This window comes from Wolbachia endosymbiont of Kerria lacca (genome assembly GCF_051602725.1).
Taxonomy (GTDB): Bacteria; Pseudomonadota; Alphaproteobacteria; order Rickettsiales; family Anaplasmataceae; genus Wolbachia.
On sequence record NZ_CP192272.1, the window covers coordinates 417,472 to 436,858 of the forward strand.

Sequence of the window (19,387 nt, forward strand, 5' to 3'; positions counted from 1 at the left end):
AATAAGGGGAGGAAAGTGATGTGGATAAATAAACCAATAATGGTAGAGAGAAGAAGTTTTGAACTACTATCATTATATAACAGCAAACAACCTATCTTTAAGAATTTAAAGCATTTTCATATAAATCCAAAAGGAATAGCAATAATACGTATTTATGGAGTTTTGACAAAAAAAACAGAAGCTTTTGATCATATTTTAGACATGACTTCGTATGAAAATATTCATGAAGAGATAGAGAGTGCTTTAGAAGATAAAAGCATAGAGACGATTCTACTTGACATAGACAGTCCAGGAGGAGAAGTAAATGGAGTATTTGACTTAGCTGATTTTATCTATAGTGCAAGAGGAAAAAAGAGGATAATAGCAATAGCAAATGATGATGCATATTCTGCTGCATATGCTATAGCTTCTAGCGCTGAAAAGATTTTTCTCACCCGCACTTCAGGAATTGGGAGTATAGGAGTAATAGCAAGTCATATAGATCAAAGTAGGTTTGATGAAAAGCAAGGTATTAAGTACACCACAATCTTTGCTGGTAGTCGAAAGAATGATTTAAACCCACATGAGTCAATGACGTCTGAAAGTCTGGGAAGCTTACAAAAAGAAGTAGATCGACTATATGAAATGTTTTTGCAGCTAATAGCAAGGAACAGAGGTCTTTCAATTGAAAAGATTCGATCAACAGAAGCAGGTCTATATTTTGGCGAGAAAGCAGTAGAAATAGGTCTTGCAGATGGAGTTACAACATTTTTTGAATTTATCAATAATCATAGGAGTGTTAGTATGACAACTAATGAGTTAACTGAGGAAGGCTACGAGAACTGTCGTAGAGAAATTTTAGAGATAATAAGATTATGTAATGTATCAAAGATGCCAGAAAAGATAGGAGAATTTATTGAACAGGGCGTAAGTATTGAGCAAGCAAGGGGAGTTTTAATGGAGTTACTTGCAGAGCGAACGAAAAAGACAGAGATACTGAGTGCAATACCACAGAATTCTCCGGAAGAGTTGATGATGCAGGTAGCGAAAAGTCGGTGCATTTAAATTTTATAACCGCCGTATATAGTGCTCTGTGGTAAACAAGTGTTCAAAATGCGCCATAATGGCTAATTATAAGGTAATAACCGCGGTGTATAGCAATTGTAAACGCAGCGGTAAAAAAATAAAAAAAGGAGAGAAAAAGGTATGACAAGTATAACTGAACAAAATAACCTTGGTGACCTATTAAAGTATGAAGCATCAAGTCTATATTCAAGAGATCAGATAGCAGTAGCCAAGGGGCAAAATCTGAAGCTAGGAACAGTTGTTAGTCGTGATAAAGACAACATGATTAGGATAATCAATCCAACTGCCACAGATGGTACACAAACGGCGATAGGAGTGATAGCAAGCGATGTAAACGCAAAGGAAAATAGTAAAGGAGTAATTATTGCTCGCGGTGCAATGCTAGCAGATCATGCAGTTGTATGGCCAGCAAATATCACTGAAGAGCAGAAAGCTGCAGCAATAAAGCAACTTGAAGCACAAGGGATCATTATCCGCAAGGGAGTTTAAAAAACTATTAAAACATATATAAGGGGGAAAAGAAAGAATGCAAAATCCATTTACAAATACAGCATTTAGCATGACGGCGCTAACAAATGCGATGAATATATTGCCGATAAATTATGGACGTGTTGAAAATTTAAATTTATTTCCAAGTAGGTCAGTAAGATTTAGACATATTACCATAGAAGAACATAATGGAGTTTTAAGCCTATTGCCAACACAAGTTCCCGGAGCACCAGCAACAGTAGGAAAACGTGGCAAAAGAAAGGTAAGAACATTTACGATTCCACATATTCCTCATGATGATGTAGTACTGCCAGAAGAAGTGCAAGGAATAAGAGCATTTGGATCAGAGAGTGAACTGAAAGCGCTGGCAGATGTAATAACCGATCATTTACAGCTAATGAGGAACAAACATGCAATAACGTTGGAACATTTGCGGATGGGAGCGCTGAAAGGGATTATTCTGGACGCAGATGGGTCAGAGCTATTAAATCCTGTACAACGAATTTGAAATCACACCAAAAGTAGTAAATTTTGCCCTAGGAACAGCAACAACCGATGTTAAGCGTAAGTGTCTGGAAGTATTGCGGCATGTTGAGGACAACTTAAGTGGTGAATATATGACTGGAATTCATGCCTTGGTAAGCCCTGAGTTTTTTGATGCATTAACTTCGCATAGTAAAGTGAAAGAAGCATATGAAAGATGGCAAGAAGGTGCAGCACTTCGAAATGATATGAGGTCAGGATTTACGTTTTGTGGAATAACATTTGAGGAATATAGAGGACAAGCAACTGATCCTGAAGGAACCGTGAGAAGATTCATTGAGAAAGATACAGGGCACTGTTTTCCACTAGGAACAGCAAGCACATTTACAACATATTTTGCGCCAGCAGATTTTAATGAGACGGTAAACACACTAGGACAGCCACTTTATGCAAAACAAGAGCCAAGAAGATTTGATAGAGGAACTGATTTACATACGCAGTCAAATCCATTACCAATGTGCCACAGACCAGGAATACTAGCAAAAATTGTTGCAGCATAACAATACTGGTAGAGTAACTACAAGGTGGTGAGGCACAGAACGACTCTACCGGTATGCGCTTTCTTAGCATATAAAGGTTAGTATATCAAAAAGAAATATGCAAGCATCGAACAGACAAAATCTGTCGAATCAGAAAGAAACACACAAATTTAAGTTTTTAGTAATTTTCAAGTATAGTTGTAGAGGGAGCGCCTCTGCAGTTATGATCGACATTTTCAATGGTGCCTAAGTGCCCGTATGCAAGCATGGTCTTGGAAGGAACGGTCAAATCATTGATGGAGTCCATTTAGACTACCTCGGTTAGGAGATTGTACTATCAACCGTTCCAAGCTGAAGCGTTTCCCTGTAACAAATTATATGTAGGAGTTACCATGAAAAAAGCAAAAAGTAAATTAGAAATAGTGAATCCTAATGCAGCAGGAATAGACATTGGTTCAGCTGTACACTATGTGTGTGTACCTGAAGGAGGAGATGAACAACGCGTTCAGAAATTTGGCTGCTTTACTGAAGACCTTCATAACTTAGCACAGTGGTTGAAAAAGTGTAAAGTTACAACAGTAGCTATGGAATCAACAGGAGTATACTGGATTCCTTTATTTCAAATACTTGAGTCATATAAATTCGAGGTAAGATTGGTAAATGCACGGCATGTAAAGAATGTACCTGGTAGGAAGTCTGACGTTCAAGATTGCCAATGGCTCCAACAACTGCATAGCTACGGACTGCTTCATGGATCGTTTAGGCCAGATAATCAGATGTGTGTATTGCGCAGTTACGTGCGGCAGCGCAGAAATCTCACTGAAAGTGCATCTACACATATTCTACGTATGCAGAAGGCATTAATTCAAATGAATATACAATTACACAAGGTTATTAGTCATATTACTGGGATAACTGGTATGAAAATCATTGAAGCTATAATTGAAGGCGAAAGAGATTCTGAAAAATTAGCAGAATTCAGGGACGTGCGAATGAAAAATGATCAGTCTACTATTGCAAAAGCGTTAGCTGGTGACTATAGAGAAGAACACTTATTCACGCTAAAGCAAGAATTTGAACTATATAATATTTATCAAGAAAAAATAGCAGAATGTGATAGAAATATTGAAGCCTATTATAAAACGTTTGAAACAAAGTCTTGTGAAAGCAAACAGCTAAGTAAGCAAAAGAATAAAAATAGCAAAAGTAAGCCAAGCTTTGCTTTGTATGAGGAACTGCACCGAATCACTGGTATGGATTTCACTAAAATTCCTGGATTTGATGTATTAAGTATACAAACCATAATTTCAGAAGTTGGTATAAACCACAGTAAATGGCCAACAGAAAAGCACTTTTCGTCGTGGTTGGGACTCAGTCCTGCTAATAAAGTTACAGGGGAAAAAGTGTTTAATACAAGAACACGTAAAGTCATTAACCGTGCTGCAAATGCTTTGCGAATAGCTGCTCATTCTGTAGGAAAGAGTAAAAGTGCGTTGGGTGCATACTACAGAAGATTGAAAAAACGACTAGGAGCACCAAAAGCAATAACAGCTACTGCAAGAAAAATGGCATGCATATTTTATAGTATGCTCAAATACGGACAGGAATATGTAGAAAAAGGAATGGAATACTATGAAACACGCTATAAAGATAGAATTGTAAAAAATTTGATCAAAAAAGCGAGCGAATTTGGCTACATATTAGTTCAACAAGAAGAGTTAGTTGAGTGAGTTTCTTAGAGCCTGTTCATAATCTTTTCAGAAGCAAAGCAGCGAAAGCAAGAACGACCATTTGCAGGCTAGTGTTGAGTTTCCGCTCGCAATTTTTCCACAATCGCCTATATTTTTGCAACCAAGCAAAAGATCTCTCAACAACCCATCTTTTCGGCAATACGACAAAGGTGTGTAATTCGTTTCGCTTTATTACTTCAACGGTAGCGCCAATAGTTGCTTTTATTTGTGTTGCAAAATTTTCTCCTGTGTAGCCAGCATCAACTAGTATATTTTTAACTTCAGATAGGTTTTCTTTAGCATTTTTAACCATTCTCACAGCGCTACTACGATCAGTTATTTCTGCCGTTGTTATATAAATTGCGTGGGGTAAACCTTGCGTATCTACCGCAATATGGCGTTTTATTCCTGAAACCTTTTTGCCTGCATCATAGCCTTTTTCTTCAGCAGTATCTGCATTTTTTACACTTTGTGCATCAATTATGCAGAAGCTGGTTTTTTCTTTCCGACCATTGTTTTGTCGGACCACGCCAACTATTTTTTTTTAATACCAGCTCCAGAACACTTTCTTTATTTGCATCTGCTTTTTCACTCTACTTCTTAAAATAGTCGTAACAATTCCGCCATTTTGGAAACTCTTTTGGTAACATTCTCCACTGGCAGCCACTTTTTAAGACGTATAATACTCCACAAAATACATCATATAAATCAAGTGTTCTTGGCTTTGTTCTCTTCCTGCAAGACTCCAGATCTGCTACAATAATCTCAAACTTTTCTCGACTTATATCACTTGGATATAAATTTCGCATATCCTACTTTATATACTTTATCCTCTCATTCTATCCCTTTTTTGAGATCACGTACAGGTTCTTAGAAAGTGTGCGAAAGAAAACAAAGCCAAGAAGACTAGATTTATATGAGTTATTTTGCGGTGTGCTTTATGTGCTAAAAAGTCGCTGTCAGTGGCTAATGCTGCCAAAAGAGTTCCCAAAATGGCGCAATTGTTACGATTACTTCAAGAGATGGAGTAAAAAACCGAATGAAGATAGAGAAAGTGTTCTAGAAGTTGTCTTAAAAAAAAATTAGTTGGAGAGGTTCGTTCCAACAGTGGCCGGAATACCAAAACAAGCTTCTGCATCATTGATGCCCAAAGTGTAAAAAATACCGATACTGCTGAGGAAAAAGGTTATGATGCCGGTAAGAAAATTTCAGGAATAAAGCGTCATATTGCAGTAGATACACAAGGTTTGCCACACGCAATTTATATTACTACAGCTAATATCGGAGATCGTAATGCTGCTGTAGAGATGATTTGTAAAGCAAGAAAAAATCTTTCCGAAGTTCACAATATACTAGTTGATGCAGGTTATACAGGAGAAAATTTTGCAACTCAAATAAAAACGACTATTGGTGCAACTTTTGAAGTAATAAAACGAAGTGAATTACATTCTTTTGTTGTGCTGCCAAAGAGATGGGTTGTTGAACGCTCTTTCGCTTGGTTAGAAAAATGTAGACGGTTGTGGAAAAATTGCGAGCGTAAACTTAACACTAGCCTACAAATGGTCGTTCTGGCTTTTACTGCTTTGCTCCTCAAAAGATTATGAACAGGCTCTTAGGAGAGAATATTAAGCGATTATTGGAAGATTGTTTTTCCCATTTAGGAGAAGTGGCTTTGTATAAATCAAAGGATAAGTCATACATGGTACAAGTATTAAAGCAACAGCCAGATAAATTATACGAGATTGGTGAAGGACAATTTGTGGAAGAAACTTTAGCGTTAGAAGTAAGTGCGTTTGATGTACTGCAGCCAATTGTAGGAGATATTTTTGTTATAGGTGACCGTAAATATAAAGTATATTCTCCACCGCTGCAAGATAATTCAGGAATGGTATGGAAAATTCGAGCGTCAGGAGTATAAATGCGTATTAACACCGGTAGTATTATACAAAGTATAGATGCTGAAAGGAAAAAAGTGGAAAAAGCGACAGTGAGTGCATTAAACAAAACAGCAATATGGCTAAAATTGAAGACAGCAAAAGAAATCAGTGAGGAAAAGAAGATAAAATTAAGTTTGATAAGAAAGAGATTAAGAATTTTTAAGGCGAAAACTAGCAGATTAGAAGTGTTAATTAGAGCAAATCTCTATGACATTAGAGCATCGGCAATTGGCAAAATACAAAAAACAAGAAGAGGATCGAAAGTAGGAAAGCATGAGTTTATAGGAGGATTTGCAGCAGTTATGCCAAAAGGAAATAGCGGTATGTTTAAACGTGAAGGAAGGGCAGCACTACCAATAAAAGAGGTTAAATTACCATTGGAACCAGAAGCATCAAAAGTAATAAGAGATCTTGTTAATTATGAGGTTGAGGAAGTCTTTACAAAATTTTTTGAACGTGAATTGAGCTACAGAGTATAATGAATTGGAAGGATTTGCATAATGCAATCTGCACTACGCTGAAGAGAGAAATATCCATTATACAAACCTGTGAAATTTATCCATCAATAAGAAAAGAATTAGTAGCGCCAGCGGTGTTTGTAGAACTTAGCAGTCTTGAAAAAGGAGATGATCCTGGAACAGAAGAATTAGCGCTGAAAGCAAGATTTGAAGCACGAATAGTAATTGATAGCACGGTAGAGAATGCCTCAATAATTGTGAGATCATTAGCCACAGAAGTTGCAAGAGTAGTAAATAAAAATACTTGGAATATGAAAAATGTTTCACCAGGAGAATTTATATCAGGAGGAGGAGATGACTTTAGACCAGAGCTCGATGCATATTTAGTGTGGATGGTTGAATGGGTTCATGAGATACATATTGGTAAATCAGTGTGGTCAGAAACTGGAATTAAGCCGCATATTATAGAGATAGGTAACGTATATGTTGGATCATAGTTTTGCGATTTCAGAGCTGAATAGGAAGCTAGCAAACGTTATTCGTATAGGAGTTATAAAAGAAATAGATTATGAAAAAGCAAAAGTAAGAGTGAAAATAGGAGATATTGTAACAGATTATCTGCCATGGATAACAAGCAAAGCAGGAAAAGATAGAGATTGGTCTCCGCCAGATATTGATGAACAGGTAGTAATATTGTCACCATTGGGAGAGTTATCATTAGGAGTAGTACTAGCTGGAATATATCAGGAAAAATACCCTGCACCAGAGAATAAAAAAGAAATAAATAGTATAAAAATTCAAGATGGAACAAGATTGTTATATGATAAAGGGAAGCATCATTTAGAGATTGAAGTAGTGGACAAAATAACACTGAAGGCTGGGAAATCAAGTATAGAAATGACAAAAAGTGGAATAAAACTTAAGGGAAGGAGAATAGATCTAAACTAGCATATGGGTAAAGCAATCGTTTGTGTAGGGGATAATTGTACAGGAATACCGGTTCATGTTTGTATGAGTGGAAGTGAAGACGTATTTGTAAATAGTAGATCTGTGTGTCGTAGGGGTGATATCTTGACTATAGGGGAGACACTAACGCAAGGGTCAAACAGCGTATTTGTGAACGGTATGGGAGTAACAAGAACAGGAGACTTGGTATCGTGTAGTTTTAAAGTGATAGGTGTTAGCAAAAATGTATTTGCAGAATGAGAGGCATGAATGCTAGCACGGGCAAGGAATTGGAAGGAATAGAACATTTAAAACAATCAATTACTGATATTTTAACCACTCCTATTGGATCACGTATTATGAGAAGAGAGTATGGTTCTCGATTATTTGAATTAGTAGATAAGCCAATAAATAGAGATTTAACTTTGGAAATCTATGCAGCAACAGCAGAAGCACTGGGGAAATTTGAGAAGAGATTTAAGTTAGAAAAAGTAAAGATTGCTGAAGCTAAAGAAGGAAAAATGACTCTTGTACTTGAAGGTATGTATCTTTCAGAAGTGTACTAGACACAACTTAATCTGACAGCAACGAATTAACTGACAGAAGAATTGAAAACTAATATCAGTCTCTTGTTTAACGTTACTAATATTTTTCTGAAAAGCAATGTGTTTGCTATCAAGAAAAGTCTGCATAGGCGTTTTACCATAGCAATATTTACCTGAGTGAGGCCTGGTCTCATTGTAAGAGCGTAACCAATGATCAACATCTATCTGCAAATCTTCTAAAGAACTGTAGATTTTCTTTCTAAAGATAATATTGTAACACTCATCTTGCATAGTTTTATGAAACCTTTCGCATATGCCATTAGTTTGTGGTGAATTGGCTTTAGTTCTTGAATGATCAATATTTTCAATTCCCAAATAAAGCTGATAAGCGTGATTTTCTGGTTTACCACAATATTCTGTACCTCTATCAGTCAAAATGCGCAATAATGGCACGTTTTGTACATCAAAAAATGGTATTACTCTATCATTCAGCAAGTCGGCAGCGGTAATAGCAGTTTTATCTGTATAAAGCTTAGCAAAAGCCACTCTCGAATATGTATCAATAAAAGTCTGCTGGTAAATGCGCCCAACGCCCTTGATATTGCCTACGTAATAAGTATCTTGAGACCCTAAATAACCTGAATGTTCTGTTTCAATTTCACCGTGAGCTTCTCTTTGCTCTTTAACTTTTTCCAATGCTGCAAGTTGCTCTTCAGTTAAAATTATGCCGTCTTGTGCAACCTTTGCTTCAAGGGCTTTAAGTCTTTTTTTGAACGTTTCAATGTCATTTCTTAGCCATACAGATCTTACGCCACCTTCGGAAATTATTACACCCCTTTTTCTCAGCTCATTTGCAGCTCTTTGTTGTCCATATGCTGGAAATTCTGTAGCTATGCCAATTATTGCCCTTTCTATATCTTCGGAAACTCTGTTTGCTAATAGGGGTTTTTTCTTACTTATTTCATGTAATGCTCCTTCTCCCCCACTTTCATATAACTCCTTAAATCGATAAAATGTATCACGCGAATAACCCATCACCTTACACGCTTGTGATACGTTACCTAATTGCTTTGCTAGTTCTAATAACCCTAACTTTGGTTTTAGTATTTTTGTTTGTATCGTACTCATATCTAACACTCCTTTCTTTTATTATTTTATAACTTACTTTTTTAAAGTGTCAGATCAAGTCTTGTTTAATACACTTTAAATAAGGGAAAAATCGTTGCACCTATGACGTTTGAAGGCTATTGTGATACAGAGGTTTTTAATGGCTGGTTCGAGCAATTTCTGGCACCAACTTTATAGCCTGGACAAACAGTGATTTTAGATAATGCAACTTTTCATAAGTCTAAAAAGATTGTCGAATTTGCCAAAAGGGTTGGTGCAGACATTCTGTATCTGCCTCCATATTCTCCAGATTTCAATAAAATTTAGCATCATTGGTTTGCTATAAAAAACAGAGCCAGGAAAAACATTCCTCTTTTTAAATCTTTTCGTCAAGCTGTCGATTCTGCTTTTCTTCATTTGTTTCCACTATTATGAGAACAGCTATAATTTATGCCTTTCAGGTTAAGTATAAACTATTACATCTCCCTAATTGGGCTTTAACTATGTCTCAACTTGACATCTTCTTTCCCAGTAGATTGAAAATTGAGTTAAACTAAAAATGCGGCTTGACACACTTTTTTGAACGTTTCCGATTAAGTCTAAACTATTACAGATAAATTAATCTTTTCTTCATCATTTATTTTAACAGTTACAAGCTTATTTTTACCATCACAAAAAGCACCTCCCGGCTCTAAATTAAAACGCATCTTCATCCCCCTTATTTTTATATCTACAATGTACAGCAACTATCATAATCCCCGACCATAAGCTCTTGCATTTACTCTGAGTAATTGATTTTTATTCACCCCCTCTAGAAAGCTAGATGGATTTTCCATTGTACACTCTGACTGTTTAATAGTCTTACCTGACTCTTTAAAAACACTACTATTTCTTTCGAAATATCCATTTTCTATAGCTGTCAAAACACTTTTTCCCCCTAACAGACAACTCTGCCCTAAACTTGATTTATTCTCTAACTTGTTAAATCTTACTTCATCGACAAGCCTCACCTCTATTTTATTACTATCTTTCTCATTAGGACATAGATGAATACTGATCTCTCCTACTTCAGTGGTAAAAGACATTTCAATGATATCTCCTGAGATGTCTGTATAATTTCTCCTTCCTTCTATGTTTTCAACTCTAATTATACTTTTTCCAACTTGAACTATACCAATATTTAGATTGAAATCTTTAGCTTTTTGATTATTGAATATCTTTGCAACTTCAATAGTACTATTTTGTGGGTAATCTATACAAAAATATCCATTATCTATTTCTAGTTCAAAGTCATGTTTATCAATTTGCTCACTTTTACTTATAATACTTTCAAGTGCTAACTCCTTCAGCTTTGAAAGGTTTGCTTTTCGCTGACCTAAGGTATCTTTATCTGAACAAATTACGTTTACTACATCTCCATGCTCTTCATCGCTAAATCTGTTTAAAGATGCACCTTCTGATATTATCTGAAATATTTTTTTCTTGTGTAAAAACTCATAAATTCGAATAGTGTCAGCAGATAAATATAGCTTTGGGAATGTGTCAGCTATACGATCTATCAAGGACATATCAGATTTATATGGAAAAGTGAACATTATTCCTTGTTTCAGTGCTTCGTTTATAACTTTATCAAGTTCTTTTTCGCACTCCTCATAATCTTCTTCGCTACCAGAGTAACCTAAAATGTCCAGATAATCATGGATCTTATTTATTTTTTGCCAAATACTTTCATACTTTTCTTCTTCTCTTGTATTCAGTTTTACTTTCGCTAAAGAAAAAGAATCTTTTTGACGAATTAAAACAAAAGTATCTTTTTCTTTATGAATTATGGCTTCATCATAGAATAGTTGACTGTAACGCCTACCAAAACTTTCATCATAATCAGGGCAAGGGCTAACATTGTCACTTTCACTATCCGTTTCGTTCCATACTTCAATTGGGAAATCATTATTTTCAAGGTTTTCATCTTCACTTGTTCGACAATTTTCTGTTTTTCCATATAGCCAGGTTGATTTCTGGTCATCGCTACTTTCATCGTCAGCTTCATTCCATACTCCAATCTCGAAATCATTATTTTCAAGGTTTTCATCTTCACTTGTTCGACAATTTTCTGTTTTTCCATATAGCCAGGTTGATTTCTGGTCATTATTATCAATAATATGTTTAATTTTCACTTCAGGTACAAACTGAAGCTTTGCTATTTCTTCTCTTACGTTTTCTTTGTTTATTTCATCTGCAAGAGACACTTCATTACTAATATAGAAATTTTTCTGTTTTAAACTTTCGTTTTCCTTCTGCAGTCCATTGAATTCTGCAAATAGTTCTTTATACTCTGATAAATAAATACACAATTGATCTCTTATATCATTAAGTTCCTTCTTTTTTTCTAGTATCTGATTTTCATAATTACCTTTCAAATCCTCTATACTGTTTATCACCACTGTACTTTCTTTTCTTACTCTGTTTAACTCAGCTTCAGTCAAATCCAGTTTTTGCTGTAACTCTTCATTTATTTTGTCTGTTAACTGAATTTCATTCTTTGCCTCTTTTAATTGGTTATTTAAGTTCTTAATTACATCACTTTTGTTCTGAGTTTCTAATAATAATATTTCTACTTTCTGTTTTAGCTGTTCGATGTCTTGATCATTTTCAGTTAAACTTCTCGTCCTTTTTTGTAATTTAACTTCAAGCTTTTTAATTTTCCCTTCTAGGGTTTGCATTTCTCTGGTAAGTTCACTTACTTCTTCGTAATACTCTTCTACTCTTTTCTTATAGTGTTTTTGTAACTCTACATTTTTTTTAAGATCAAAATTTTCCTGTTGTAGATTTTCTATTTTGCTTTCTAGACTGTCTATTACTTGATTTTCTTTACTGCTAATCTCAAATACCTCTTCAGGAAAATGTGCAAATTCACAAGATGAAATGCCTTCAAGGCCGTTACTACCAAATAAATTATATTGTACTACCTGCTTTGAACTAAACATACCTATACCCCCTACTAAAATAAACAAGTAATATATTGTATGCGCTATATATCATAAATACAATCGGTTTGAATATAATCTATTTACTAATTCGTATTGTGAATTTTTATAGAATAGATTTAGGTGTAAAATATTATGATACCATTAAAGTAGATGGATAAAGCACAGTCTTTTTTGAGAGGATAAATTTTATGAACAGACCATACTAATTAGTGTTATAAGGAATTGAATTATTTACTTTCTCCAAAAAACATAAAAAGATCGTATATTTGTGAGAACAATTTAAGCAAAAGCTGCGTTATGAAAATAGAAGCTTGAAATTTTTGCAACAAAGCCAAGTAAATTGGTTCGCATGTAAATATGGCTGAAGTAGGCTAATATAGCTGCTTTTACTATATAATAAATTGATATAAAGAAAAGTTCGCACGGATCATTTGGTAGTCCAACGCATCCCAAAACAAACTCTTCTCTCACTAGCTAGTTTTGGGTTCTGGAAATGGCTGTGTCGTTTAGGTTTTTAGTTATGTGTGAGATTAAGTGGGTATTAATTTATTTAAAAGTAGAAAGGATCAGTTAGTACATTAAAGTAAAAAAATAGAAGTATTTTTGCAAGCACTGGCTTTAGTTTTAAAAAAATATTAAAACATGAAAAAAGTTCTTGTTCTGCTAGATTTCTTTAGCTATAGTCGAGTTTGACATAATAAATACATGGGGTATTGAGTCAGATGCATTGTATTATGTACATCATTCAGAAAGCAATCCTGGCTTTTTTAAGAATATATCTAGTTTAGTAAGAAATCAAAAGAAAAGCACACTGTTACTCAGCAATCAAAGTTACTTGAAATTAACTTAAGGTTTCTACAGCAAATTGTTTTGGTACAGCTGTATAAGAATCAAATGTTGAAACCAATCTTTAGAAAAGAGGTTTACGACAAAATCATCAAAATATGAATATTAAAATATAGGGGGCTTTATGTTAGGTAAAGAAAATACAAAGGAACAAGTAATAGATAATCAATCTAGGTTAATAAGAATGCAAAAAGAAGACACACTACTATCTAGCAGTCAGCAAATATTAAAGCTGCCAGAAGGTTTTACAATAGGAAAAGCAATTGGAGGAGGAGATTGTTTCTTTGATGCAGTTGCACAGGGACTTAGACAGCTTAGGCCTGGCATGGAATTTACTGTTAAGTCTTTACGTCAGGTTTGTAAGAAGCTAACTTTAAATGATCAACAATTAAGAAAGCAAGTTATACAGGATGCTAGAAAGCTTGAGGGTTATGGAGTAATACTTCCGCAGCCTGGTATTAATGATGATGAATTATGGAGTGCTTACTTGGATAGCATAGAATATACTGTTGAAGATATAGAAAAAATGAAGAGCACAAATCTACCCTTGCATCAAGCATTAACTGGCTCAAAGTATGGAAGTACATTACAAGCTCCTATATGGGGTAGGGTTGAGATTGAGGGAAGGCTAATTTGTAAAAAGTATAATGTCAAGCTACATGTTATAGAGAGCAATCCATGGTATACTAATGATAATCAACAAGAGCCTTTTTTGCATCAATTAATAGATGATTCAGGTTTAAGAAATATAGGTGGATATGATAAAGTTGATTATAACGATGGTAGTATCTTGCATATAATAAATGGAGGATATTCTCATTTTGAGCCAATACTCAGAAAGGAAGTTCAGCAACCATTACCTTATTCTGACCTAACTCAAGTTCAGAGTATGTTGAAAGAACTGTCCTTGGAGCAAATATATGAAGAACTTATTAATACTATAGAGGACTGTAGTCTTTTAGAAATGGAAAAGCTTGAAAAGCTAAAAGTTTTTTTTAGAGCACATCCAAGGTTGGATGTTAATTGTCAGGTTAATCAACGTGGTGATACACTGTTACATATTGCTGTTTGTAATGACGAGTTAGAAATTATCAGGTTTCTATTGAGAAAAAGAGCTAACGCTAATATTTTAAACATGGAGGGTAAGACTTCCATAGACATCGCTAGAAGTAATAACAGGAAGGGTATTGCTAAGATACTGCAACCACTTGTTTCGTATAAAAGAATTGATGTTCCAGGAGATGGTAGTTGCCTATTTTGGTCTGTTGCTTTAGCTTATTTAACTCCTGTAAAATTTGACAATAATAAATTCTGCAAGAGATTTTACCAATTATTTGGAGACGGCCATGATGTACAAACAATCCAAAGGCTAATCCAAGGTGATGTACATATTTGCCAAAATGATATGCTAAGGTGGTTAGTAGAGAAAATATTTCGTGAAAGAGTTGTTGAAAAAATGCGTTCGTTTCAAGAGGAATTGAAAGACGAGATTAGTATGATAGACTTTTTTGAGAGTAAAAATGAAGGTTATATAACAAATGGTAGCTTTAAAGAAAAATTTCTTTCTGATTTTGGCTCTGAAATTGAAGTTAAGCAGCAGTATGGAATCGAGTCTAGTAAACTCCAGCCTAGCCACTTCAATAGTAATGCAGTAGATGACATTTGTATTGAGCTTGAGAAGATACATAACCCTAAAAAGGTTCGTAAATTTCAATTTGAAGCATATTTAGAATGTATGAGGAGTCCTAAAGCTTGGGGTGGTACATATGAGATAAAAGCAATGTCCCAGCTATTAGAAACTGCAATAACAGTATGTAAGGAAAATTCATCCGAAACTTATGGTAAACAAAGAGAATGTCATAATAATGAAATACGCTTGTTTTATAAAAATAGGAATCACTGTCAATTTTACCAAACAGAATATTCAGATTTAGTAAAGTTTGTTCAGAGCTTTGTACAATCATTTGAAATGAAGCTTATTATATATTCTACATTTGGAGAGATGATAAGAAGGAAAAAAGAAGTGCTTCCACAAGAAGTAATTAACAAAGATTTCGTACGAAGCATCTTTGGATTTTCAGTATGTAGAGGTGTAAGGACAATAGGTGGTGAGAGAGCATATAGGAGCAGAAGTTTTTCTTGTCTATCAGATTTAATAGAAATGTTTGACAGTTGTAAGCTCATTTTTAGGAAAGTGTTAGTAGATGCTGGGTGTGATATTTTTCAAAGCTTTGAAGCACAACTTGAGAAAATTGGTTTTGATCAAGTTTCAAGTGTAGTAGAGGATATTGTGGATAAGATAATTCAATATTATATTCAAAAAGAATATGATAGGAGTGTAGATGGTGCAAGCATAGTTGAAGCTCTTGTTCTAGATAAATATTCACAGAAAATACATGGTAAAGTGGCACAGTATGGAAAGAGGAGTTATAATATCATAGATCTGTATGAAAATATTGGAATTGTAACGGGGAAAGAAGACTCTCTTATCTATTATGAAAAAAGAGATAAATCTAGTCAGTATGGTTATCGTCGTCTTTTTATATGTGAGAAGTTGAGAAAAGTGTATGATGAAGTAAAAACTACAAGTACGGAATTTGAGGATTACGTATATACTTTAGATCAACAAAGCTTTGTAAACACTGTGGAAGAGGTGTTCTCTATTGTTAATGAAGAGATTCAAATACCAAGTAGAGGAAAATGGAATAATCTTGTCGAACAGGTTAGATCACACATTGAGAAAGAAGCAGAGTCTTTATTTAAGGAAATTAAGTTTCTTCATAGAAAAAGAAAAACAAGCCTACTCTGTCGTCAAGAATCTTTAATCACAGCAGAAAAAAGAAAGCCCATTAGTGCTCGAGATACGGCAGCAAGCATAAAGCGGCTAAAAAAATCTGAAAAAAATCTTGAATATATGTCTTTAGTAAAAGACAGTCTAGTAAAGTTACAAGATTTAGCTTATTATTCTAAGCTAGAAAAAATATTTAAAAGCCATACTGAGGAAATTTTTCAAGAGTATAAGAAATCCTTTGAATTACATTATAATGACACAAAAAAAACTGATGGATTTCAGCTTAGTATAAAGGGAATTAATCAATCTTTCTTTTCTATAAAAAGATTTAAATCTAAATTGAAGAAACAGAAGCTTAAAGATGTGTGTCCCGCAGTAGATGACTTTACAGGAAGGCAAGAGCAAGTAAAAAGGATATGTCAAGAACTGCAAAAGGAAAAAGGAGCAGTGGTAGTAATAACTGGTAAATATGGCATGGGCAAAACTCAACTGGCTAGAAAGTGTGCTGAGGAAAGTAGAGAAAGTTATAGCCATATCTATGAGATAGAAGACAGTAACATGTTACCTATAGAGAGGCGTTTTTCTTCTTTAACCAAAAGGAAATTAGGTATATATATGGAAGAAAAAAAATCACTAATAGGAAGTAAAAAATGTCTAATTATTTGTCATAATGCTAAAAGAGAAGACATAGAAGAGGTTCTAGAGGTAGAGGATCGAGTAGGTTTTGATTTTTTATTCACTTTTCCTGATCAGCCTTGTAAAGGCGTAGTAGAAGTCGCTTTGGATGCTTTTGAAGAAGATCAAGCTGTACAACTTACTAAAAGAATTTTAGGAATAGTAGATAAATCACAAGACGAACAAATAAAAGTATTTGTAAAAAGGCTTGAAGGTTTTCCATTAGCTATAAAGCTAGCAGCAGCTTATATTAGAAATAGTAAGTTAAGTAATTCAAAAGAAGCATTTGGAATTCATGAATATTTAATAAAATATGAAGATCTTGATCAGGTAATTCCAAAAAATAATAAGCAGGACAAATATGATAGGGTTTTATTAGTAACAACAGGCATTTCCATGGAGGTAATGGAAAAGAAAAATGGTGGAGTACCTTTTAGGTGTTTGAAAGTTATGGCTCATTTGGGTAATAGCTACATTGACCCTGATATGTTTTTAGTTTTGGTTGAACTAGAGTCTACTTTCAAATTGATGGAAAATTATTCTCTGCTTGATATAGAAATGATAGGCAGAAAAAAAATGTATGTTATACATGAATCGATAAAAGAAGCCATACGTTCGCAAATCGCTGAAGATCAAAAGGAGGATATACTGCTAACTGCTGTGGAAATATTTGAAGATGAATTTAGCAATTTGTTGGAAAAAACTGATACTTTGCATCTTATAGCCTTAGTCGATTACCTTGGAAACTATAACACTTTTAAAGAAGAAGAGCCTTTTGTGATTAGATCTATCACACGTTTACATTTAGAGGGCGAGTATAAGGAAGTTGTCAGGCTTTCAACAAGAATATTGCCGATTATTGAATCTTCAACGGAAAATTCTTTAAAAATTAGATATTTACGTGCCCTTGCGTTAGTTGCATTAGAAGATTGTTCAGGGTTAAAAGAGCTTTTTGAACTCAGAAAAAGCAGCTACAGGGGTTATTTTGAGCAAATGCTTCTAGATCATTTTATAGTTATTACTTACACCATAGAGGAGAAGTATGATTGTGCATTAGATTATTTACGAAGTTGTGCTTCTCTACTTTCTGTCAGTGATAACTTATCAAGTAGATTGGCAACTCTATCAATTGATTTGGCTAGAGTATTTGTAATGAAGGAAGAGTATCTATGTGCATTTACAGTATTGTACTACGTTGAACATTTTAAAGTAGAATTTAATTCTACGGGAAAAGATAATTTCTATCAAGATTTTTTTAAAAACCATGACTTATTGTATTTTTCATACCTCAAATACACCCGGACCTTAGGAAAACTTTATAGCATTCAAGATGAAAAATACTTCTATCTTACAACAACATCGCCACATATCAACTTACATAAATTGAATTCATCGATTTTACAAGAATGTTTATTTGATATTCTAAAATACCAAAAGCAAAGTCCTTTCATACTTAGAAGTCCTTTTATTGAAAAAATGATAAGTATGAAAGATAAAAGAAATCTATTAGATGAAGTGTTAACGGAGTTCAACAACTTGATTAGCTCAGGTGAGTTGTATGAAAGCAATCATATAGGTTTTTATAAAAATCTTATACAATTATCTGTTGGGTATGCCTATCTTGGAAAAAAAGGGGCATCACAAGAACTTAAAAACATGCAAGAGTTACAGGAGAGAAGAATAGGGTTAAATCATCTTGGTACTACACAAAAAATGTCTACTGAAAGTGAAAGAAAAAAATGTTTAGAAAAGGAAATAGAGAAAAAATCATTTCTTCCACAATCCAAAGTAATTGATTTTGCTGTTGGTAATACTTTATATGAAGATAGTGTAAATCTATATTGTAGAAACAGTATAAGCTTTTTACACTATGTTGTCACTGCTAGCTCAGATATTATTGAATACCTTACAGATAAATGGGCTAATATGAATCTAAAATTCAGTAGTCTCTTAAATATTATTCCTAGCCTTTTAGAGCGAGGAGCTTGCATAAATCTACAAGATAAGCGTGGTAGGGGGGTTCTGCACTATGCTGTTATTGCTGGTCACCTAAATATTGTTAAATACTTTGTAGAAAAAGGAGCTAATGTAAATCTACAGGATAGAAATGGTGTTAGTCCTCTACAATACGCTGTTATCGCTGGTCGCTTAGATATTATTGAATACCTTTTAGAGCAAGGGGCTACTATGAATCTAGAATACAAAGATCTTTTGCGTTATTGTATTGCTATTCATGACCAAAATGTTAAAGCGCAATCAATTATGTCCTCAGGCCCTTGTTCTTCAGACTTAAAAGTGCAATCACATAGAAAACAACAGAAGACAACTATACATTTAGGTAAGTCTAAGAAAAGAAGATTAGAAAATACAAGTGCAATATCTAAGGAAAATACGCCGAATATACAACTGCTTCAAGATAACGTATCAGACACATCAATGCAATTTGAAGATCTTGATCATAGAATGCAAGGTGACATTTGTAATAAGTTAGAGGAAAAAGTTAATAGTCAATTGGAAAATAGTGACTCACAGCAGTTAGTTGACAATAGGTACTGGTGCATGCAATAAAATGAAGGAGCATAAGTGATAAGGTATCCGTACCTTCATTTAACAGAATGGCGCTAGATCAACACATTCCAAGAAAAACACTTCTCACGTCTCTTGATTTTGAGCGCTGGAAATGGTTATTTTATTGTCCCAAACTTGGGACAATAAAATAGCCTAAAGATACAATATCTATAACAGTTACTTGTATTATCGATTTCATTTACTAATATATAATAAAATCTA

Annotated in this window: 14 protein-coding genes and 4 pseudogenes; 14 read left to right on the plus strand and 4 right to left on the minus strand. The window is 34.2% G+C overall.

Annotated elements, in window-relative coordinates:
• Nucleotides 1-18 precede the first annotated feature (18 nt).
• The 3 genes and pseudogenes from ACQ4M0_RS01925 (at nucleotide 19) to ACQ4M0_RS01935 (ending at nucleotide 2,597) form a co-directional block, all read left to right on the plus strand.
• Nucleotides 19-1,044, plus strand: coding sequence for a S49 family peptidase (locus ACQ4M0_RS01925; protein ID WP_438456556.1), 1,026 nt, complete (start codon nucleotides 19-21; stop codon nucleotides 1,042-1,044).
• A gap of 141 nt (nucleotides 1,045-1,185) precedes the next feature.
• Nucleotides 1,186-1,554, plus strand: a complete 369-nt coding sequence (locus tag ACQ4M0_RS01930) for a head decoration protein (RefSeq protein ID WP_438456557.1) — start codon at nucleotides 1,186-1,188, stop codon at nucleotides 1,552-1,554.
• Between the two features lie 37 nt (nucleotides 1,555-1,591).
• Nucleotides 1,592-2,597 (plus strand): annotated as a pseudogene (locus tag ACQ4M0_RS01935) (major capsid protein).
• 157 nt (nucleotides 2,598-2,754) lie between these two features.
• Here ACQ4M0_RS01935 and ACQ4M0_RS01940 read toward each other — a convergent pair.
• Nucleotides 2,755-2,883, minus strand: coding sequence for a hypothetical protein (locus ACQ4M0_RS01940; RefSeq protein WP_438456558.1), 129 nt, complete (start codon nucleotides 2,881-2,883; stop codon nucleotides 2,755-2,757).
• An 85-nt stretch (nucleotides 2,884-2,968) separates the two neighbouring features.
• On the opposite strand from ACQ4M0_RS01940, the gene ACQ4M0_RS01945 reads away from it, so the two are divergent.
• Nucleotides 2,969-4,306, plus strand: a complete 1,338-nt coding sequence (locus ACQ4M0_RS01945; RefSeq protein WP_395460864.1) for an IS110 family transposase — start codon at nucleotides 2,969-2,971, stop codon at nucleotides 4,304-4,306.
• Nucleotides 4,307-4,322: 16 nt separating this feature from the next.
• Here ACQ4M0_RS01945 and ACQ4M0_RS01950 read toward each other — a convergent pair.
• Nucleotides 4,323-5,115, minus strand: a pseudogene (locus tag ACQ4M0_RS01950) (IS5 family transposase).
• A 10-nt stretch (nucleotides 5,116-5,125) separates the two neighbouring features.
• Between ACQ4M0_RS01950 and ACQ4M0_RS01955 the strand changes: the two are divergent.
• From ACQ4M0_RS01955 to ACQ4M0_RS01985, 7 genes are all read left to right on the plus strand, one after another.
• Nucleotides 5,126-5,910 (plus strand): IS5 family transposase gene (locus ACQ4M0_RS01955; protein ID WP_438456662.1). Its coding sequence is split into 2 segments (ribosomal slippage): nucleotides 5,126-5,380 and nucleotides 5,383-5,910, totalling 783 coding nucleotides; the frame shifts between segments, so codons are not numbered across the junction.
• On the plus strand, nucleotides 5,907-6,224 hold the full coding sequence (locus ACQ4M0_RS01960; RefSeq protein ID WP_438456559.1) for a head-tail joining protein: 318 nt from the start codon (nucleotides 5,907-5,909) through the stop codon (nucleotides 6,222-6,224). Before ACQ4M0_RS01955 ends, ACQ4M0_RS01960 begins: the two co-directional genes overlap by 4 nt.
• The gene (locus tag ACQ4M0_RS01965; RefSeq protein WP_438456560.1) at nucleotides 6,225-6,722 is read left to right on the plus strand and encodes a phage tail protein; all 498 of its coding nucleotides are present in this window, start codon (nucleotides 6,225-6,227) and stop codon (nucleotides 6,720-6,722) included.
• Nucleotides 6,722-7,198: a hypothetical protein gene (locus ACQ4M0_RS01970; RefSeq protein WP_353287799.1), complete on the plus strand. Its 477-nt coding sequence runs from the start codon at nucleotides 6,722-6,724 to the stop codon at nucleotides 7,196-7,198. The genes ACQ4M0_RS01965 and ACQ4M0_RS01970 overlap by 1 nt, the downstream gene beginning before the upstream one ends.
• Nucleotides 7,185-7,649, plus strand: a complete 465-nt coding sequence (locus ACQ4M0_RS01975) for a phage baseplate assembly protein V (protein WP_438456561.1) — start codon at nucleotides 7,185-7,187, stop codon at nucleotides 7,647-7,649. Before ACQ4M0_RS01970 ends, ACQ4M0_RS01975 begins: the two co-directional genes overlap by 14 nt.
• A gap of 3 nt (nucleotides 7,650-7,652) precedes the next feature.
• Nucleotides 7,653-7,907, plus strand: a complete 255-nt coding sequence (locus ACQ4M0_RS01980; RefSeq protein WP_015587734.1) for a PAAR domain-containing protein — start codon at nucleotides 7,653-7,655, stop codon at nucleotides 7,905-7,907.
• Entirely contained in the window at nucleotides 7,904-8,212 is a 309-nt protein-coding gene (locus ACQ4M0_RS01985; RefSeq protein ID WP_438456562.1) for a GPW/gp25 family protein, read from the plus strand. Before ACQ4M0_RS01980 ends, ACQ4M0_RS01985 begins: the two co-directional genes overlap by 4 nt.
• On the opposite strand, the gene ACQ4M0_RS01990 is transcribed toward ACQ4M0_RS01985, so the two are convergent.
• Nucleotides 8,198-9,319: an IS481 family transposase gene (locus tag ACQ4M0_RS01990; protein ID WP_438456563.1), complete on the minus strand. Its 1,122-nt coding sequence runs from the start codon at nucleotides 9,317-9,319 to the stop codon at nucleotides 8,198-8,200. The two genes, ACQ4M0_RS01985 and ACQ4M0_RS01990, sit on opposite strands and share 15 nt — an antisense overlap.
• Before the next feature lie 75 nt (nucleotides 9,320-9,394).
• Here ACQ4M0_RS01990 and ACQ4M0_RS01995 point away from each other — a divergent pair.
• Nucleotides 9,395-9,733 (plus strand): annotated as a pseudogene (locus ACQ4M0_RS01995) (transposase); the annotation flags it as partial.
• Nucleotides 9,712-9,855: pseudogene (locus ACQ4M0_RS02000) on the plus strand (IS256 family transposase); the annotation flags it as partial. The pseudogenes ACQ4M0_RS01995 and ACQ4M0_RS02000, both read left to right, overlap by 22 nt.
• Before the next feature lie 192 nt (nucleotides 9,856-10,047).
• Here the strand turns inward: ACQ4M0_RS02000 and ACQ4M0_RS02005 are convergent.
• Nucleotides 10,048-12,282: a coiled-coil domain-containing protein gene (locus ACQ4M0_RS02005; RefSeq protein ID WP_438456524.1), complete on the minus strand. Its 2,235-nt coding sequence runs from the start codon at nucleotides 12,280-12,282 to the stop codon at nucleotides 10,048-10,050.
• 973 nt (nucleotides 12,283-13,255) lie between these two features.
• On the opposite strand from ACQ4M0_RS02005, the gene ACQ4M0_RS02010 reads away from it, so the two are divergent.
• Nucleotides 13,256-19,165 carry an ankyrin repeat domain-containing protein gene (locus tag ACQ4M0_RS02010; protein ID WP_341815318.1) on the plus strand — a complete coding sequence of 1,970 codons (5,910 nt, stop codon included), beginning with the start codon at nucleotides 13,256-13,258 and terminating at the stop codon, nucleotides 19,163-19,165.
• Nucleotides 19,166-19,387: the final 222 nt, after the last annotated feature.

Bases quoted from the DNA above. Each gene is read 5' to 3' on its own strand.
- ACQ4M0_RS01985 (WP_438456562.1), top strand. From the start codon at position 7,904: ATGAGAGGCATGAATGCTAGCACGGGCAAGGAATTGGAAGGAATAGAA.
- ACQ4M0_RS01925 (WP_438456556.1), top strand. From the start codon at position 19: ATGTGGATAAATAAACCAATAATGGTAGAGAGAAGAAGTTTTGAACTA.
- ACQ4M0_RS01940 (WP_438456558.1), bottom strand. From the start codon at position 2,883: ATGGACTCCATCAATGATTTGACCGTTCCTTCCAAGACCATGCTTGCA.
- ACQ4M0_RS01960 (WP_438456559.1), top strand. From the start codon at position 5,907: ATGAACAGGCTCTTAGGAGAGAATATTAAGCGATTATTGGAAGATTGT.
- ACQ4M0_RS01965 (WP_438456560.1), top strand. From the start codon at position 6,225: ATGCGTATTAACACCGGTAGTATTATACAAAGTATAGATGCTGAAAGG.
- ACQ4M0_RS02005 (WP_438456524.1), bottom strand. From the start codon at position 12,282: ATGTTTAGTTCAAAGCAGGTAGTACAATATAATTTATTTGGTAGTAAC.
- ACQ4M0_RS01970 (WP_353287799.1), top strand. From the start codon at position 6,722: ATGAATTGGAAGGATTTGCATAATGCAATCTGCACTACGCTGAAGAGA.
- ACQ4M0_RS02010 (WP_341815318.1), top strand. From the start codon at position 13,256: ATGTTAGGTAAAGAAAATACAAAGGAACAAGTAATAGATAATCAATCT.
- ACQ4M0_RS01990 (WP_438456563.1), bottom strand. From the start codon at position 9,319: ATGAGTACGATACAAACAAAAATACTAAAACCAAAGTTAGGGTTATTA.
- ACQ4M0_RS01975 (WP_438456561.1), top strand. From the start codon at position 7,185: ATGTTGGATCATAGTTTTGCGATTTCAGAGCTGAATAGGAAGCTAGCA.
- ACQ4M0_RS01945 (WP_395460864.1), top strand. From the start codon at position 2,969: ATGAAAAAAGCAAAAAGTAAATTAGAAATAGTGAATCCTAATGCAGCA.
- ACQ4M0_RS01980 (WP_015587734.1), top strand. From the start codon at position 7,653: ATGGGTAAAGCAATCGTTTGTGTAGGGGATAATTGTACAGGAATACCG.
- ACQ4M0_RS01930 (WP_438456557.1), top strand. From the start codon at position 1,186: ATGACAAGTATAACTGAACAAAATAACCTTGGTGACCTATTAAAGTAT.